Origin of the sequence: Bacillus sp. FSL L8-0193 (genome assembly GCF_037976065.1) — a bacterium.
In the GTDB taxonomy this organism is placed as follows: Bacteria; Bacillota; Bacilli; order Bacillales; family Bacillaceae; genus Bacillus; species Bacillus paralicheniformis.
The window spans coordinates 233,308-251,576 of sequence record NZ_CP150261.1 but is presented as its reverse complement, the minus strand read 5'-3'; the positions used below and the strand labels follow the sequence as shown (position 1 = coordinate 251,576).

The 18,269-nt window shown below is 39.8% G+C and carries 12 protein-coding genes and 4 pseudogenes; 6 read left to right on the top strand and 10 right to left on the bottom strand.

The annotated features are described in order from the left end of the window. The first annotated feature begins 139 nt into the window (after positions 1 to 139). Positions 140 to 1,579, top strand: coding sequence for an aminotransferase class I/II-fold pyridoxal phosphate-dependent enzyme (locus MHH76_RS01405; protein WP_039073129.1), 1,440 nt, complete (start codon positions 140 to 142; stop codon positions 1,577 to 1,579). A gap of 33 nt (positions 1,580 to 1,612) precedes the next feature. Further along, positions 1,613 to 2,371 (top strand): class I SAM-dependent methyltransferase, encoded by a 759-nt coding sequence (locus MHH76_RS01400; RefSeq protein WP_039073128.1) that lies wholly within the window; start codon positions 1,613 to 1,615, stop codon positions 2,369 to 2,371. A 46-nt stretch (positions 2,372 to 2,417) separates the two neighbouring features. On the opposite strand, the gene MHH76_RS01395 is transcribed toward MHH76_RS01400, so the two are convergent. The 8 genes and pseudogenes from MHH76_RS01395 to MHH76_RS01360 form a co-directional block, all read right to left on the bottom strand. Then, positions 2,418 to 2,573, bottom strand: a complete 156-nt coding sequence (locus MHH76_RS01395; protein ID WP_026580436.1) for a hypothetical protein — start codon at positions 2,571 to 2,573, stop codon at positions 2,418 to 2,420. 73 nt (positions 2,574 to 2,646) lie between these two features. Continuing rightward, complete coding sequence (locus MHH76_RS01390; RefSeq protein ID WP_043054026.1) at positions 2,647 to 3,177, bottom strand: hypothetical protein; 531 nt, start codon at positions 3,175 to 3,177, stop codon at positions 2,647 to 2,649. A gap of 680 nt (positions 3,178 to 3,857) precedes the next feature. Next, positions 3,858 to 4,211, bottom strand: a complete 354-nt coding sequence (locus MHH76_RS01385) for a hypothetical protein (protein WP_043054025.1) — start codon at positions 4,209 to 4,211, stop codon at positions 3,858 to 3,860. A gap of 52 nt (positions 4,212 to 4,263) precedes the next feature. Then, positions 4,264 to 4,548, bottom strand: a complete 285-nt coding sequence (locus tag MHH76_RS01380; protein ID WP_268342021.1) for an AbrB/MazE/SpoVT family DNA-binding domain-containing protein — start codon at positions 4,546 to 4,548, stop codon at positions 4,264 to 4,266. Positions 4,549 to 4,607: 59 nt separating this feature from the next. Then, positions 4,608 to 4,853, bottom strand: coding sequence for a hypothetical protein (locus MHH76_RS01375; RefSeq protein WP_035337421.1), 246 nt, complete (start codon positions 4,851 to 4,853; stop codon positions 4,608 to 4,610). A 198-nt stretch (positions 4,854 to 5,051) separates the two neighbouring features. Then, entirely contained in the window at positions 5,052 to 5,612 is a 561-nt protein-coding gene (locus tag MHH76_RS01370; RefSeq protein ID WP_035337424.1) for a class D sortase, read from the bottom strand. An 8-nt stretch (positions 5,613 to 5,620) separates the two neighbouring features. Beyond that, the gene (locus tag MHH76_RS01365) at positions 5,621 to 9,907 is read right to left on the bottom strand and encodes an isopeptide-forming domain-containing fimbrial protein (protein WP_052500247.1); all 4,287 of its coding nucleotides are present in this window, start codon (positions 9,905 to 9,907) and stop codon (positions 5,621 to 5,623) included. 1,072 nt (positions 9,908 to 10,979) lie between these two features. Continuing rightward, a pseudogene (locus MHH76_RS01360) lies at positions 10,980 to 11,194 on the bottom strand (ATP-binding protein); the annotation flags it as partial. A 2-nt stretch (positions 11,195 to 11,196) separates the two neighbouring features. On the opposite strand from MHH76_RS01360, the pseudogene MHH76_RS01355 reads away from it, so the two are divergent. Together MHH76_RS01355 and MHH76_RS01350 are read left to right on the top strand one after the other, a co-directional pair. Continuing rightward, positions 11,197 to 11,392 (top strand): annotated as a pseudogene (locus tag MHH76_RS01355) (EamA family transporter); the annotation flags it as partial. Positions 11,393 to 11,463: 71 nt separating this feature from the next. After that, a pseudogene (locus MHH76_RS01350) lies at positions 11,464 to 11,634 on the top strand (DUF255 domain-containing protein); the annotation flags it as partial. Between the two features lie 358 nt (positions 11,635 to 11,992). Here the strand turns inward: MHH76_RS01350 and lmuB are convergent. Then, positions 11,993 to 13,686: pseudogene (lmuB, locus tag MHH76_RS01345) on the bottom strand (Lamassu anti-phage system protein LmuB). A gap of 4 nt (positions 13,687 to 13,690) precedes the next feature. Further along, positions 13,691 to 14,758, bottom strand: coding sequence for a Lamassu anti-phage system protein LmuA (gene lmuA / locus MHH76_RS01340; RefSeq protein ID WP_035337427.1), 1,068 nt, complete (start codon positions 14,756 to 14,758; stop codon positions 13,691 to 13,693). Between the two features lie 1,077 nt (positions 14,759 to 15,835). On the opposite strand from lmuA, the gene MHH76_RS01335 reads away from it, so the two are divergent. Together MHH76_RS01335 and MHH76_RS01330 are read left to right on the top strand one after the other, a co-directional pair. After that, positions 15,836 to 17,893, top strand: a complete 2,058-nt coding sequence (locus tag MHH76_RS01335; RefSeq protein ID WP_075213481.1) for a thioredoxin domain-containing protein — start codon at positions 15,836 to 15,838, stop codon at positions 17,891 to 17,893. A 58-nt stretch (positions 17,894 to 17,951) separates the two neighbouring features. Next, positions 17,952 to 18,218 carry a hypothetical protein gene (locus MHH76_RS01330; protein ID WP_020449946.1) on the top strand — a complete coding sequence of 89 codons (267 nt, stop codon included), beginning with the start codon at positions 17,952 to 17,954 and terminating at the stop codon, positions 18,216 to 18,218. Positions 18,219 to 18,269 lie beyond the last annotated feature (51 nt).

Sequence of the window (18,269 nt, the reverse complement as noted above, 5' to 3'; positions counted from 1 at the left end):
TTGTGACCGGCGTCATAGCAGCTTCTGTCACCACATTAATTTTTCCTTCGAACCTTCTATACTCAGCAATCAACCATGCTACGCCAAAATCAAAATGCTATAATTGAGAAAAAATGTGAAAGAAAGCAGCGTGTGAACTATGAAACTATCCTTTTTGCCCAGTAACACTTTTATCGATCCGAACGGTGAGAATATTAAGGAAATATCGATTCTTGTTGATCAAATCGTCAAATTTGTCATTGAGCATGCAAGCAACGCTGGGAATCACCGCACTTTGCCTTCTCCGGAATCATCACATTACGGCGATATACCCGAGACCGGAATCGAATTAGAAGAGCTCTTAAAAAAGTTGCAGGCGATTGTAAAAAACTCCATGAATCCTCTAGGCCCGAATTATATGGGGCATATGGATTCCATACCGACTCTAATGTCTTGTCTGGGCGAATTCGTCAGCACTTCAATCAATAACAATATGCTGAGCCTTGAAATGTCGCCTGTCTTTTCGAAGATGGAAGTACAGCTTTTGGGCACCATTGCCCGTATGTTTGGATATGACGACAACTCAGGGGGGGTGATGACAAGCGGCGGAAGCCTCGCGAATCTTCAAGCGCTCGCAGCAGCACGAAACGATCAATTGAAGGTAAAGGAATCGGGGTTATTCGGTCTTTCCGGACAGCCGGTCATCTTTGCTTCAGACGTCAGCCATACTTCCCTGCATAAAGCAGCGATGCTGTTGGGACTGGGTACCTCCAGCGTAATCCCGGTGAAAAGCAGCAGCGATTCGAAAATGGATCTTGACGATTTAAGAAAGAAAATCAAGCAGGCAAAAAATGAAGGCAAGATTCCTTTTGCAATTGCAGCCACGGCCGGAACGACAGTCACAGGAAGCATCGACCCCATTCGATCGATCGCTGACATCGCAAAGGAAAACGGATTATGGCTGCATGTCGACGCGGCATACGGAGGAGCACTCATTTTTTCAGAAACTTACCGCGATAAGCTGAACGGAATCGAAATGGCAGATTCCATCACATTCAATCCGCAAAAATGGATGTACATTGCGAAGACTTGTGCAATGGTTTTATTCAAAAATCACGGCGTTTTGGAAACCGGTTTTCGCATTCCCGCCCCTTATATGAATGAAACAGCCTTTGCTAACTTGGGCGAAATCAGTGTTCAGGGCACGCGGCATGCGGATATCCTAAAGTTATATTTATCGCTTCAGCACATTGGATTAAAAGGCTACAGGGAGCTGTTGCATGAAAGCCTCGCATTAAAAGACGAGTTTACCAAGCAGGTGAAACAGCGCCATTATCTCGAACTGTCCAGCGAGCCGGATACAAACGTTGTCTGCTTTAGAGGCATCCCGCATCACCTTGATGAAGCTCAATGGGATAACTGGAATCTCGAATTGCAGCAGTTTTTGTTGAATGAAGAAAACGTCTTCTTTTCATTGCCTGCATATAGGGGAAACCGCTGGCTCCGTGCCGTTTTGTTAAATCCTTTTATCTCTAATACCCTTATTCAAAGGGTCTTTGAAAAAATTGATCAGTTTTATGATCAGGGGATATCGTGTTAAATGAATAAACAGACTTTGAAAAGGAGGAGAAATATGACAAAGAAAATTGGCACAGAAGAAGCCATTCAAAGATGGAATCGATTTGCCGATGCGTATGCCGCCAATCATACCGAACTTGGAGACATCCACAAAGAAGTGTTTTTAAATCCTGCTATTTTTTCTCTCATTGAAACGGTAAAGAATCAACGTGTGCTCGATGCCGGGTGCGGTGAAGGGTATTTCAGCAGGCTGCTGGCCAAGGCCGGAGCCAATGTAACGGCTGTCGATTACTCGCCGAGAATGATCGACATTGCCAAGAAAAGGACGCCGGATGATTTGCCGATTGAGTATCAGCACGGGAACTGTGAAGACCTGAATATGTTAGAAGACAAAAGCTTTGATTTAATTATATCGAATATGGTCATGCAAGACCTTGCGGATTATGAAAAAGCGTTTCAGGAAATGCATCGGCTGCTGACAGACCGCGGATTTTTTATTTTTTCAATTTTGCATCCCTGCTTCATTACGCCGGAAAGCGGCTGGGAAAAAACAAAAGACGGAAAAAAACTGCATTGGAATGTAGACCGGTATTTTTATGAAGGTCCATACGAACAAAAGCTTGGCGATCGGGAGAATATGCTGTTCTTCCATAGAACCTTGACGAGCTATATTAACACTTTGAGGAAAACGGGCTTCATGCTCGAAAGCATAGTAGAACCAAAGCCATCAGAAGAAATACTGAAAAAATATCCGTCATTTGCAGAAGATTTCAGATGTCCTGATTTTATCGTTTTTAAATTAAAAAAACGTTAAAAGCAAGAATTTGAAACAAGAACGATTATAAGGAAAAAGTATTTATTTATTTTTCTTTTGCAAACTTCAAAAACAAGAAAAATATAACGATTACGATGCAATAATTCAATGGATTTTTAAAAATATTCATATTTAATGATATTTGCAACAAAATCCACAATATAAAAATTACGATTATAGAAGGTAATATTAACTTATTCATATGGAATCACCTTTATATATATCAGATTAAAATAACGAGGGATTTCTCTTTCCCTCGTTATTTTTTTAAACAGTTAATCAAAGCAAGATGCTGCAGCACCAGTCAATCCTCCACCGACGCCACCAACAATAGTTCCTACAAGGCCTGCACTAACCGTTCCAACAATCGGTATCGTTACAGTACCAACAGCTGCTCCTGCTAATCCCCCTGTACCTGCGCCTGTAACAGCTCCTCCAGATGTTCCAAGTACACATTTTGCAACTGATTGTGTTCTGAACATATTGCTGCTATTTCTTTTTATCACCTTTACTAATAGTCCATTATCGTTTTTTTCATATTCTAAATCTACCGGATTATCATTTTTGTCGACAGTACGACTTGGCAATGTCTCTTTTTTGCCAGTGATACTATCAATCACGGTTACATCACCATTTGAATTCATAACAACTTCAGAATGATAAAATGTTAATTCAAGTTCACTGTCATTCATTTTTTTAATTGTTCCTAAACTTTTAGATTCTTCAGCATTAGCCTCAGAAACTGAATTCATAGATAAAATAAATAATAGAGTGAAAGCTGCTAAAAATGTTACCAATTTTTTCATAAAGAAGCTCCTTCCCAATGTCCAAAGCATAAATTAACATAAAAATTAAATAGCTTCCATTGGATTTCAAAAGAAAACTACAAAAATGAACCCTTTTCATTACTATTTGGTGTTAAATTCCTCTAATGAAGTCTTTATTTCTATTTTTATAGAGGAGCCTATTCTCCCTTTGTTATACCAAAATTCCCCTCTATTAAAAATCAAAAATTCCCATCTCGTCATATTCCATACATTTAAGGCAAGAACGGGATTCCGTTGACCAAGTCTGGAGCTTCTGTAACAGCTGTCGATGAGTTACCGGGAATAGAAAGGCACGCCAAATGATTTGCCGATTGAGTATCAGGATGGGCGCTGTGAAGACTTGAATATTAAAATAAGCATGACGAGCGATATCAACACTTTGATGAAACCAGGCTTCATGCTGTAAGGCTTAATAGAACCAAAGCCAGCAGAAGAGATGCTGAAGAAAATTCGTCATTTGCAGAAGATTTCAGATGTCCTGATTTTATCGTTTTTAAATTGCAAAAGAGCTGAAGCGGAGCTGTTGCCAGTTTCGGCAACGGCCCTCAAACATTTTTTGATGAGAAGGAATTCTAATTAAGGATGGCCTGCCGCGGTTTCATTAAATGTCTTTTCTAAGTGGATGCATTTTCTACAAAACAAAGAATCGCCCTTAGAAATTAAGGGCGAGCTTCTATAATTAATGATTTTCCGGTATTTCCAAACTCCAATTTATCTTGTGCTTTATGCTTTCTAAGAATATGTTCGACAGCATCTGTGGCCGCCTGTAAAGCTTCTATTTTGGAGCCGTACATTTTGTCCGAACTCACAGACACCTGCGGACAATCATTTTGAAAAATCGAACGGAAGGTCAGGCCAAAATCTCTCATTTCTTTCAATTTGAAAAGAAAAGGATGCATTTTCTCCTGGAACATCCATGATTTGAATTTCAGCAGCAGGGACTGAAAATCCGTTTTTTCCAGTTTGCAAACAACACTCCCTACATGGTCATGCTTTAACGGATAATCTGACATTTCCCGCACCGCCTTTTCCGCCATTGATTTGCAAGCTTGATAATGGGTTACTTTAGATTTCTTTTTGTAATCGGAGAGACAATAGATCTTGCAGTAGAATTCTCGCTCCTTCAGGGCTTAACACAATCCCGCCTGATAAAATTTTATTATTATCCGACACCGTGCCGGTAACAAAACACGCTTTGCCTTCTAAATATTTGCGCAATATGACTTTTTCATCTTCAACAAATATCTCTATTGAATCTTGTTCGTTTATTTTCAATACTTTTCTTATCCTTTTAGGTAAGACAATTCTCCCCAGGTCATCCATTTTCCTAATAAATGCTGCTTTTTCCAAAAAACATCCTCCCTATCTTTTTTGAATTTTCCTGTATAAAACTCAGGCAGAATGATTTTTCAGATAAATTCCGAAGGCATTAACACCTTAGCTGCATATAAATCAATTTTTCCGCAGCCTGCACATACGACAGCGACGGAAGGAATCGCTTCAGGCCTAACATTCAAAACAGAAGAATAATCTTGCAGATCCAGCCTTACATATGGGTCTATTATGATCGCTTCATCATGATTGCAATTTGTGCAGGGTTTTATAAGGCCTTTCTTTATCATTGCTTTTTTTATTCTGCTTTTTAATTGTTCCATATCTTTCACCTCTAACCTGAAAGGCTGATTAATACCAGCAGCGAAAACGAGCATAACTACATCAAATCATAATTCTTCATCTACAGCCAACAGGTTGTACATGTTTCGCTGTAACCCATCAAAAACCTCATCGAAAGAACGGTATGTAAATCGAATTTTTCGATTTAAATAAGTCGCAGGGATTCCTGCGACTTATGATCAAACTCTTTTTCCATAAATGATGTACCGTTTCGGGGCATTGCCGATATACGTAAAGGGATAGCAAGTCGTAAGAATGAGCTCCTCTTTGTCATGCTGCAGCGTAATAATGGATGTATCATTTTTATCAACGATTTTTGTCTTTTCAATTTCATATGAAAAGCTTCCATAAGGCAGCAAAATCTTCAATTGATCCCCTCTTTTTAGTTCACCCGTTCGCCGAAAGACTGTATCCCGATGGCCCGACAAAACAATTTGTCCATTATCATTTGGATAGTAGCTGCCTTTATAGTGCCCGACTCCTTTTTCCAAATCATCGGCATCCGTTCCCTCCACAATCGGAAGCTCTGCGTGGATTTTTGGAATCTCCAGAATACCGGCTGCTTCGCCGAACTTGGGTTTGAACCGGTCTCGATCTGCTTTTTGAGGATGCTCGATTGCGAGTTTAGCTGCTTCTAATGTTTGCTCCGTCTTTTTGCTGGTATCCATCACCTTCCAGACACCATAGCCAATAAGGACGAGTCCGGCTGCAATGATGAGGATAGGAAGATTCTTTTTCACGACAGAGATTAGACACTTCTCTTTCTTCTCAAGTACCAAATGGCCGATCCAACCAACAGCAATCCTAAGCCGACAAGAATCAGATTAAATGTATTTGTAGCAGTATCCGGAAGCTCATGTACTCCGCCTGTCTTCTTAGCTTTATCTTTCGGTTCAGATGGACTTGGCTTTTCTGGTTTTTCAGGCTCTCCTTGGTTATTAGGCTCGGGATCCTTCGGTTCAACCGTAATGTCTGTTCCCGGTTTATCCGGTGTATCGATATTTCCCCCGTCCACAGATGCAACGTTTTTAATCGTTTTGCCCGCATAGCCGGACTCGATTTTCGCTTGGAATGTCACCGTTCTCCATTCCGTATCGCTTACATCTCCAAAGTTCGCTGTAACCTTGCCGTCTGCAAATGTACCTTTACCGCCATGGCTCACTTTTAGGCTGCCTTTTACATATGACAAGCCGGCTGGAAGCTTGTCTGAGATGACCAGGTTTTCAACTTTGCTGTCTGTTACCGTATTGCGGGTTTTAATCGTGTAGACCACCGTGTCGCCCGCTTCATACTTTTCCTTATCAGAATCTAGGTTTTTCGCTGTTTTCTCAGATTCTAAAATTGGATCACGCGGATACACTTTCACTTCATGGCTCGGCTTGTCAGGTTTGTCAACATTGCCGCCGCCGATCGTCGCTGTATTGACAATGTCTTTGCCTGTTTGACCTGCTTTGACTTTCACTTCGAAGGTCACGGTATGCCATTTCGTGTCGGCGACATCGCCAAATTGGCCCGCAACCGTTCCGTCTTCATAATGGCCTTGATCATCGTCTTGGTCGTCGCTTACTGCAGTGCCGTCTACTTTCAATGTACCTGGGATATATTCAAGGCCTTCTGGTAGCGCATCCGTAATCGTAAGGTTTTTCACCAGGCTGTCTTCAATTGTGTTTCGCGTCTCGATCGTGTAAAGAAGCGTGTCTCCGACTTCAGGGTGATCTGCATCGGTGTTCCCTTCAGCTTTTTCTTGAAGGCTTCCCGTTTTCTTTGAGTCAAGCTTTGGCTTTTTCGGATCAACTTTGATGTCTGTTCCCGGCTTGTCAGGATCATCGATGTTTCCGCCGTCAACGGTTGCCACGTTTTTAATCGTTTTGCCTATATAGCCGGACTCGATTTTCGCCTGGAACGTCACAGTCCGCCACTCTGTGTCGGTGACGTCACCGAAATTCGCCGTGATCTTTCCATTTTCAATTTTCGCTTCGCCGCCGTTGCTCGCTTTTATGCTGCCTTCGACATATGTCAGGCCGGCTGGAAGTTCGTCCGAAATCGTCAAGTTTTCTACCAGGCTCTCTGTTACCGTATTGCGGGTTTTAATTGTGTAGACAACCGTGTCGCCCGCTTCATACTTGTCTTTATTTGAATCCAGGTTTTTCGCTGTTTTCTCAGATTTTAAAACTGGATCACGCGGATATACTTTCACTTCATGGCTTGGCTTGTCAGGCTTATCAATATTGTCTCCGCCGATCGTCGCCGTATTGACAATATCTTTGCCCGCTTGGCCGGACCTGACTTTCACTTCAAATGTTACGGTATGAAACTTCGTGTCCGTGACATCGCCAAATTCCCCTGAAACTTTTCCGTCTCCATAATGCCCTTGATCATCGTCTTGAGCGTCTGTCACCGCAGTACCGTCCACTTTCAATGTGCCTGGAACATATTCAAGGCCTTCCGGAATGGCGTCGGAAATGGTGAGGTTTTTGACAAGGCTGTCTTCAATCTTGTTTTGGGTCTGGATCGTGTAAAGAAGCGTGTCTCCGACTTCAGGGTGATCCGCATCGGTGTTCCCTTCAGCTTTTTCTTGAAGGTTTGCCGTTTTCTTTGATTCAAGCTTAGGATCTTTTGGATCGACTTTGAAGTCCGTTCCCGGTTTATCAGGATCATCGATGTTTCCGCCGTCAACGGTTGCCACGTTTTTAATCGTTTTACCAATATAGCCGGACTCGATTTTCGCCTGGAACGTCACAGTTCGCCACTCTGTGTCGGTGACGTCACCGAAATTCGCCGTGATCTTTCCATTTTCAATTTTCGCTTCGCCGCCGTTGCTCGCTTTTATGCTGCCTTCGACATATGTCAGGCCGGCTGGAAGTTCGTCGGAAATGACGAGATTTTCTATCGTACTTTCAGTTATCTTATTGCGTGTCTTAATCGTGTAGACGACCGTGTCGCCCACTTCAAATATATCCTTGTCCGAATCGAGGTTCTTTGCCGTTTTCTCAGATTCTAAAACTGGATCACGCGGATAGACTTTCACTTCATGATTCGGCTTATTAGGCTTGTCAACATTATCGCCGCCGGCGGTTGCCGTGTTGACAATATCTTTCCCTGCTTGGCCAGGCTGCACCTTCACTTCAAATGTCACATGATGCCATTCCATATCGGTGATATCGCCGAATTGGCCGTTTACTGTGCCATCTGTATAATCGCCCTGATCATCGCCCTGTGCGTCAGTTACCGCTTTACCGTCCACTTTCAATGTCCCCGGAACATATTCAAGTCCTTCCGGAATCGCGTCTGAGATCGTAAGATTTTTTATGAGACTGTCTTCAGAAATATTTCGGGTCTGAATCGTATACAGAAGCGTGTCCCCGACTTCAGGATGGTCTGCGTCTGTATTTCCTTCAGCTTTTTCCTGAATGGACGCGGTTTTCTTCGATTCGAGCTCCGGATTACGCGGATACACTTTCACTTCGTTGTTCGGCTTATCCGGATCATTGATATTGTCTCCGTTTACGTTTGCCGTGTTGACAATATCCTTGCCGGATTGGCCGGACTTTACCTTCGCCTGGAATGTCACGGTGTGCCATTCGGTGTCCGTTACATTGCCAAACTGGCCTGTCGCTTTGCCTTCGGCGTAATGGCCTTGATCACCGTCTTGGGCATCGCTTACCGCTTTACCGTCCACTTTTAAAGTATCCGGGACATATTCCAAACCTTCCGGAATCGCGTCTGAAATGGTGAGATTTTTTACAATACTGTCTTCAGAGGTATTTCGGGTCTGAATCGTGTACAGAAGCGTATCTCCCACTTCCGGATGGTCGGCATCTGTGTTGCCGTCCCCTTTTTGTTGTATGGATGAGGTTTTCTTTGATTCAAGCTTGGGTTCATTAAAGATGATCGGCGTCGTTACTTCATTTGATTCCGTTTGTTCATCTTTTTTCGTTAATAAATTGTCGTAGTTAATTTGCGCCTTGTTATTGACTTTTGTAACGTCGTAGTCCGTTAGCGTTTTCACTTTAAATTGAACAGTGACTCCATTAGGCAAGTCGGTCGTATTTGGCAAATTACCTAGCTTGACGTTTACCTTGCTGCCGTCAAAATGGCCTTCGTCACTGTCTGATGCATCAGTTAGATTTTTTGTCGTCGAACCTTTGATCAATTTTAACGATCCAGGGACATATTCCGTTCCCTCCGGGATAAGATCGGTGAAGTTTGCATTTGCAGCGATGTCTCCGCCTTCATTTTTGACTTGAACCGAGTACGTCAGCTCATCGCCGGCGTGCACCTCTCCCTGCGGAGAAACCGTTTTATTGGCAGTTATACACGGTTCTGTGCCCAAGAAGATATCATCCAAAAAGTTCCCGGCTCCTAAGCTTCCGCCGGCGGAACTCACTGCCTCAAAGCCGAATCGTGTTGTCGTCTGTCCAGCTGGAACGGTATAAGAGCCAGTATGAGTCCCCCATGCTGCTCTCCCATCAGACAGTTGTTTTTGGACCACGGTATCGTACGGGTTATTAGTCGCTGCCCCAATGCGAACCTGCATGGTGTCAACGCCTTGCCTTCCCATATGGGACAAGCGCCAGTAGATGGTTTGACCAGGCGTTGTCTTCACATCTTGATACAGCATGCCGTTTTCAAAAGCGTTCAATTCAGCCCACCGGTTTCCATCAGGAGGTGCAGGCCAATTTTTCACCGTTGAAGGGAGATTCTCTGCGTAATTCCATATTTCAATCACTTTATAACCAACGGCTTCGTCAGTTGTCTTCCAGCCTGGAACTTCAGATTCGTAAAAAAAATAACCTGAATTATTATATGCAGTTCCTCTGGCAGCACCTTGCTCAAAGCTGCCGTTAATCAGCGCTACCGGAGCTGGGCAAGGATTTTCTGCCGCTTGGGTTGCTTCCGTACTTTCCTCCGCATGCACCTGATTAGGCAAAACAGCAGCCGACAGATTGCTTGCGATTAATAACAAGATTGCAAAAAACATTAGACATTTTCTGAGCTTCAATTTGTAAGCTTTAGGCAGAAAATTCTTTTGCATCAATTCCTCACTCCAATAGTCATTTTTTCACAGACAATATTTGCTGTAACGGTTGCTGAAATATCATATTTCAACCTAATATTTTCAAATATGTTCTCAATATGACCCTCCTTTCAATAAAAACTTACCAAAATAGTTTTATATTTCACAATATAACAAAATATTGATATTTAAATTCAAATAATCGACAAATTTGTATATTTTTTATTTGTCTATTATTAATAAATGGAAATTATCAAGATGATTTAAGATTATTTTTATGACAGTTTATGAAACTATATTATTTTGAGAGTCTTGAATCCGAGCTAAATCTTATGACTAATCCGAGGCATGAACATTTGAGCTGACAAAGAGCTGTATCTTTCCTCCGCGATACTCGTTCCCAATTAAAAATCTTCCTTCTCTGTAAACCAATAGTACCAAGAAGAATGAAAACACTGAATGTGACGATACACTCAAATTTCGCAAACCGAATCAAAGCCAAGGAGCATCCAATATATAGTTTTTTTACCAATCCTATCTTTGCCTCTTCTTAGCTTTTTTTCATTCTTCAAGTCGGGTTCGCAATTCAGATGCTTTACATCTCATCAAAGATATTTGCTAATAATCGGGTTCGTAAATTTCCAATTTTCCGGTTCATCATTTGTCTTTTTATGAAAATATTTGGTTCGTTTTATGAAAAAATGATAAGGGTCGTTTTTTAAATTTTTTTTGAAAACTGTGCATAATCATGTCCAAGGAGGGAATGAAAAGAGGGGCCATGAAAAGGTTTTGAGTATTTTGCGGTTATTTTTACAATCAAAGATGCGGGGAAGTGCTGTTGTGCTTCCAAAACGTCTAATCGCGAAAAAAAGCCGATGCTCGTCAGCATCGGCTATTCGACTAGTATCTCTATGGCAAAATCAACAAAGCTGCAAAGTCATTCGGTAACTTCACTTTGCTTCTGCTTTAAATTGGCTCAAATTTTAATGGGGATTAAAACAACCCCCCCATAAGCTATGAGAATGAAAAAACACCTTGCAAAATCGGTTAAGATGAAAAAAGCATATGGAACTTTTAATCCCATATGCCATTACATCCGGATTGGATGTTCAACAATAAAGCTGATCCAGCCTTCTTTATACTCCGCATGGATATGACCATGGTGAAGTTCTACAATTCTTTTTGATATAGCAAGCCCAAGTCCGGTTCCTTGATTATCTGTTCTGGCCTTATCCCCATGAAAAGCCGTTCAAACAATTTGTTTATATTGTTAACAGGGAATTGATCAACTTTGTTTGATACTTTTCCAGGGGATTAAGGAGATTGGGGCAAGTAAAACATCTTTATTTTTCAACCTTGTTCCCGTTGTAACGATGATTATTTCATTTGCTGTTGGAACACCGATAAAGGTATTTCAAGTTATTGTCTTTGTTAGTTATATTAGGTGTTTTAAATGCTTCGGGGATAATACGTACAAATTTTAAAGAACAGTCAGCTGTATAAAGAAACAGGGATTATTTTTGAAAAAATGTGTTAAGTTAAATATACACTAATTATAGGAAGAAGGTGATCCCATGCCAAACAAAAGTAAACCCAATAGATTAATCGCTGAGAAGTCACCATACTTACTCCAACACGCCCACAACCCCGTCGACTGGTACCCCTGGGGCGAAGAAGCCTTCGAAAAAGCTAAACACGAAAACAAGCCGGTACTTGTCAGCATCGGTTATTCGACTTGTCATTGGTGTCAAGTTTGTTAAACTAACCACCTAAAATACGTTATGTTACCATTAAATTATGAGTGATATATCAGTGGAACTGCAAAGCAAAATTAAACGTGTAGCTATCTAACTCAGAAAATCTCATAATAAAGAAAGCGAAGAAAATGAAGAAACACTGGCAAAACACAGAAAGCGACTAATTAACATTGCAAATAAAAACAAATGGGGTTATGAATTTTCCAAGAAGTCAGCCATTCTATGAACGAAAATCGCCGCGAATATAAAAAACTAATACCCAAATAGAATATTTGATGTAGTCCTTTCCGTAAACTGGAATGATGAAGGACGTCCAAAAATAGAACGTCCCTTTTGCTATTTTTAACTATTTATTTGCTTCAAAATATAAAGAAACAAAGTCATCGATTATTACTTGATTAGCTTGATAGTCTTCAGCAGATAATAAATTATATGGCTCATTATCCAGAGTAATTATGTTGAATTTTTTAATATCTCCATTATAAAAACTTTCAAATTCAATTGTAGCCAAAATAATTTGGTTTGAAATCTGCGCTTTCTCCGTCAACAATCTCAAAATCAATTCACTATTTGTCATACTTTGTTCTCCACCTTTAGGAGAGTCAATCACTAACGGGTATTTTAATCCGTCAGGGTTATAATCTTCAAGAAGCTTTATAAATGAATATACTCTAGCTAAATTAACTCGAACTTGCCCACTCCCAGATGCTTTGAGGTTTTTACCAATATTATATTTTTCAGGTAATGAGTGTTCTTTTGTATTAAATCTAATTAGATTTAAATTCAAGATATCTCTATAACTATTATTCGCTCTATCAATTTCATCATCCCATTTTTTTAAATCTCGCTTTATTTCTTTTAAGTTCTTCGACTCTTCTTCTATTTCACTCACATTTTTTACAAGCTCAGTGTTCAGTTGTTTTTGAGTTTCTTGTAATCCTTTAAATTTCAATATGTCTTCAAGGGTATTTTCTGAATCAACTTTTTTTTCTTCAATAGTTTTCAACGTAGCTTGATAAACCTCATATTCTTTTTGGACTTCTTTGATTTTTTCCTGCAACTTTACCTTTATATCTAGCATTTCTAATTTTGATGCTTCTAAATCTACAATATTATAATTAATTTTTAATATGTCATTAGCGTGTATTTCAAAATGCTCCTTACAATATGGACATTCTATATCAAACTGATGTTTTACATGTGCTCTTACTTTATCATTTTTTTTCAGAGTACTGTTTAAATTATCAATTACATTATCAATTTTATATATTTCTTCTTGATACTCTATAAGTTTTCTTCTGATATTATTCAAATCATATGAATATTTTTTATATTTATGAAGTATCTCTTTCTTTTGAACTTGCAGTGCTGTAATATCCATTTCTGAATTGAAAGCTGTAATGTTTTCTCTTATGTATGCAAGTAAGCCTAAAATTTCTTTATTTTTTGTTTTTAAACCACTTATCAAAACATCTAGTTCTTTTTTTCTTTCAACTTTATTCCATAGTTCTCATCAAGAATGTTTAAATGATAATAAAATAATAAATCCCTACTTTTTTTATCAAATTGGCCTAATTTATCAAAAGATTTTAATTCTGACGTCCAACCATGGTCTTGGTCAATGTAATAAGGAATATAACGAAAAACAGGCGGAGCTGTTACATAATTTTTTTGTCTGTCCTCTATAAAAACACTGAATCCAAATATATCATGTAGCTTATGTGACAAGTCAGAAGCACTCGATGCCTTAAAAATTCTTTTATCGTCTTGTATCACAACAACTTTGCCATGTCTAATAAAATTAATTTTTTTATCATTCACTTTTATCTCTAAGATGTGGATTTTACTTTTTACATTTAATCTGTCAGCAAAGAATACTTCTGCACCCAATGTATAATAAATAGACTTCATTATGGTCGATTTACCTAACTGATTCCCTTTACTCGTAATAATATTAATACCATCCTTAAAATCCACACTCTTGGATTTTTTATCAATTACATCAAATATAAATAACTTATTAATTATGACTTTATTCATAGTTTCATCCCTCCCTTAGGACCAATTCAATATTTTGCATATAAAGAATTTCTTTTTCCTCTTTAGATAGTTCAAGATTTACTTTGTCATCAAAAATACTTTGCAAAAGCATGACTAGCTCACTTCTTTTTAATCCTTCATTAGTATCAATTTGTTCTTTAACAAATTGATAAATGTCTGTATTTATGTTTTGTAATATATTTGGAGATTTATTCAACTTTTCTTTAACACTTGCCATTGCTCTCCTGTATAAACTTTCTTCTTTCAAGCTTAAAGATCTGTCTTTATATTTGTTATCAATATCCTCGAAAGATAGAACATCAGCATTAATCTTTTTTGAGCTATCTAATAATGATGCAAATTCCGTTTTCGAAAAACTTTTTTTATTAAGTATAGTATTAAATTTATCTTGTAAACTGAACTCATAATTTTGTTTTTTTGTTAAAATATCTTGCAAAGCATTAAAAAGTGCATCGGCAGCTGTTATGCTAATATCTATTCCTTCTTCCATCAATAAAGAATTTAATCTATTTTGACTAATTTCTCTATGATTATGAAATGACATATCTATCAAAGAATATATAAACTTAGTTGATAATCCTTTCTCAGCAAAAACTGGGCTCCCAGACATATTTTCTTCAATTAGTTCCTTAATATCAGTATCTAAGTCATCAAATAGAATCCGTTCAGCATGAACCATTTTCTTTTTAAATTTTAATGGGTTATTGGTTATTAAATATATCTCTTCAACATCCGTATCTATTTTCTCAATATGGTCATACATTTTCAGAAATACATTGTCATTTATTAATTTTTTTAATTCGAAATTTCCAGTAGTAGAATCCTTTGTTTTCAATTGATAAGTCACAATGGTTCGATTTTTATTTGACGTTTTAAATATGACAACATCATCAATACAATCCATGGCAACAGTAAAATCTTCGGTTCGATATAATTCAAAAATCTTCCACATAGCAAAGCTAATTTGCATAGCTAATCTGTTTGAAGACCTTGAACCTGTATTTTCACGTGCTTTGTAATTTTCCAAGCTAGGATAAGAATTTAAATTCACTAGCCACCCCTCCTTTAAAGCCTAGAGCCTTTATACAAATCTACTTATATATAAATTTTTTATTTTCTTTCAAAAATCTCATTCTTTAACAACAATAATGAAATATTCCTTTCCCATATTATATCAATTAAAAGCTACACTTTGTTATAATTTTTTTCTTAGTGTTAAACTAACACCTAAAAAAAATTATGTTATCAATTAATTACATTTTAAAATATGGAGTGATTTACTGGTGGAACTGGCAGAACAAAATCAAACGTATAGCCATCTACCTCAGAAAATCTCGCAATAAGGAAGGCGAAGAAACTGAAGAAACGCTGGCAAAACACAGAAAACGACTAATTGACATAGCAATTAAAAACAAATGGAGTTATGAACTTTTCCAATAGAGCGGCAACTCTATGAACGAAAATCGCCCCGAATATCAAAGATTAATAACAAACTTTCTGAAAGTATATTTGAATGCAGTCCCTTCCGTAAACTTAGCTCGTGTTACAAGAAACGACGCTGAGACACCAAGGTTTATGAGCCTGCTAAGACAAGAAGATATTCTCTTCATAACTGACAGTGAACGAATATATGACCTAGAAGTCAAAGAGAATTGGCAAGCCTTGAGTTCCCTAATTTCGTTAATAATTGGGAAGATGAAGATATCAAAGCTCAATTAAGAAAAGGAAAAAAGGATAGTGTGAAAATGGGAAGATGGTCAAACGGAACTCCATACGGACTAGTTTATAACCGTTTGAACCGTTCAATTGAATTAAACAAGTTATGTCACAGAACGAACAGGGGCCGCCACTTTTCTGGAATCCAATCGCTAGAATGATATGGGCTGAAAAAAATTTATAACCAAGAATGTGCCGTGTTTGTACAGCGCATTTTATCTTCCAAGGATAAATTGATTATTTGAATACAACAGTTTCAGAAAAAGCAGTATTAGCAGTAAACAGGAAACCCCATTCACTAATAAAAAGAAAAGAAGAGGTTACCTCAAGATCTCTTCTTGTTGTTTTTTGGTATATTAAATAATGTATAGACAATACTGAATAAAAATTTGTATAGAAAGAAGGTGATCCCATGCCAACTAACAACAAACCCAACAGATTAATCGATGAGAAGTCACCGTATCTCCTCCAACACGCCCATAACCCTGTTAACTGGTACCCGTGGGGAGAAGAAGCCTTCGAAAAAGCAAGAAAAGAGAATAAACCCGTATTGGTAAGTATTGGATACAGCTGTTGTCATTGGTGCCATGTCATGGCTCATGAAAGCTTCGAAGATGAAGAAGTTGCGAAGCTCCTGAATGAAAAATTCGTCTCTATTAAAGTGGACCGCGAGGAGCGGCCTGATGTGGATTCAATTTATATGACGATCTGCCAGATGATGACGGGGCAGGGCGGCTGGCCGCTGAACGTGTTTTTAACGCCTGATCAGAAGCCGTTTTATGCGGGTACATATTTTCCGAAGACGAGCCGGTTTAACCGGCCGGGGTTTGTTGAAGTGGTGAAGCAGCTTTCCGATACTTTTGCGAACAACCGGGAACATGTTGAGGATATTGCCGAAAAAGCCGCCAACAACCTGAGAATCAAAGCGAAAAGCGATGCCGGCGATTCGCTCGGCGAAGACATGTTGAGACGGACGTATCAACAGCTGATCAACAGCTTCGATGCGGCGTACGGCGGTTTCGGAAGCGCACCGAAATTTCCGATCCCCCATATGCTGGCATTTCTGCTTCGCTATCATCAATACAGCGGCGAGGAGAACGCGCTGTACAGCGTGACGAAAACGTTGGACAGCATGGCGAACGGCGGCATTTACGATCATGTCGGCTACGGGTTCGCCCGCTATTCGACAGACGACGAATGGCTCGTTCCCCACTTTGAAAAAATGCTTTACGATAATGCTTTATTGCTGATCGCATATACTGAAGCCTATCAAATCACGAAAAACGAACGGTATAAACAGATTTCCGAGCAGATCATCACATTTGTCCGCCGCGAAATGACCGATGACAAAGGCGCTTTTTATTCAGCGCTTGATGCCGACACAGAAGGCGTGGAAGGCAAATATTATGTGTGGTCAAAAGACGAAGTCCTCGAAACGCTCGGGGATGAACTAGGCGAATTGTATTGCGCTGTTTACAACATCACGCAAGAAGGGAATTTTGAAGGCCACAATATCCCAAACTTGATCTACACCAGGCTGGAAAACATCAAGGATGAATTCGCGCTGACAGATGAAGAGCTTCAGAACAAGCTTGAAGAAGCGAGAATAAAACTTTTTGAAAAACGGCAGGAAAGAACGTATCCCCATGTCGACGACAAAGTGCTGACATCTTGGAACGCTCTGATGATCGCGGCTCTTGCCAAAGCGGCGAAAGTCTACAATGCGCCCGAATACTTGGAGATGGCGCGAGCTGCAGTCGCGTTCATCGAGAATAAATTGATTCAAGACGGACGCGTCATGGTCCGCTACCGTGACGGCGAGGTGAAACATAAAGGGTTTATTGATGACTACGCCTTCCTGCTGTGGGCCTACATCGAATTGTATGAAGCATCACTTGATTTAACCGATTTGCGAAAAACCAAAAAGCTCGCAGAGGACATGACGGGGCTGTTCTGGGATGAAGAGCACGGGGGTTTTTATTTTACGGGAAACGATGCCGAGGCTTTGATCGTGCGGGATAAAGAAGTATACGACGGCGCCCTCCCGTCCGGAAACGGCGTCCTGGCCGTGCAGCTGTCCCGGCTTGGTCGGTTGACCGGCGATTTAACGCTCCATGATCAAGCGGCAAAAATGTTTTCTGCATTCAATGGAGATGTCTCCGCTTATCCGAGCGGCCATACAAACTTTCTCCAAGGCCTGTTGAGCCATGTCATGCCGCAAAAAGAAATCGTTGTGCTCGGAAAGCGCCATGACCCGGACAGACAGAAGATCGTAAGCACTTTGCAGCAGGCTTTCCAGCCGAATTACGCCGTCCTCGCCGCAGAATCGCCTGACGATTTCAAAGGGATTGCCGACTTTGCGGCCGAATACAAAGCAGTCGATAACAAAACGACTGTCTATATTTGTGAAAACTTCGCCTGCAGACAGCCGACCACGAATATAGACGAAGCGCTCGATCAGTTGGTTTAAACGGATGCCATCATGGGAATAACATCTGCAAACACCTAATCAGAAAGGGGTTATGACCATGAAGCAAAAGAATCTGATCTCAGGTCTCGCCGTTGCCGCCGGAGTCACCGCATATATGCTCAAAGACGAAACAAGAAGACAAAAACTGAAATCGTACTTGCAAAGCGTCAAAGAAAAGATCCCTTACTTTTCGGAAAAACACAACGTAGATTCATTCCCGGTTGAAAAAGCAGGCCATCCGTCTCCGCATGATATCGAAGATAACAAAATGGTATCGGAAGGATCCATGTACCCTGTTCAATACTACGATGAAAAGAAAAAATAGCGATGCATGAGCTGTCATATTTATGGCAGCTTTTCTGCTGCCGTGTAAAAA

Bases quoted from the DNA above. Each gene is read 5' to 3' on its own strand.
- MHH76_RS01405 (WP_039073129.1), top strand. From the start codon at position 140: ATGAAACTATCCTTTTTGCCCAGTAACACTTTTATCGATCCGAACGGT.
- MHH76_RS01400 (WP_039073128.1), top strand. From the start codon at position 1,613: ATGACAAAGAAAATTGGCACAGAAGAAGCCATTCAAAGATGGAATCGA.
- MHH76_RS01395 (WP_026580436.1), bottom strand. From the start codon at position 2,573: ATGAATAAGTTAATATTACCTTCTATAATCGTAATTTTTATATTGTGG.
- MHH76_RS01390 (WP_043054026.1), bottom strand. From the start codon at position 3,177: ATGAAAAAATTGGTAACATTTTTAGCAGCTTTCACTCTATTATTTATT.
- MHH76_RS01385 (WP_043054025.1), bottom strand. From the start codon at position 4,211: ATGTCAGATTATCCGTTAAAGCATGACCATGTAGGGAGTGTTGTTTGC.
- MHH76_RS01375 (WP_035337421.1), bottom strand. From the start codon at position 4,853: ATGGAACAATTAAAAAGCAGAATAAAAAAAGCAATGATAAAGAAAGGC.
- MHH76_RS01365 (WP_052500247.1), bottom strand. From the start codon at position 9,907: ATGCAAAAGAATTTTCTGCCTAAAGCTTACAAATTGAAGCTCAGAAAA.
- MHH76_RS01335 (WP_075213481.1), top strand. From the start codon at position 15,836: ATGCCAACTAACAACAAACCCAACAGATTAATCGATGAGAAGTCACCG.
- MHH76_RS01330 (WP_020449946.1), top strand. From the start codon at position 17,952: ATGAAGCAAAAGAATCTGATCTCAGGTCTCGCCGTTGCCGCCGGAGTC.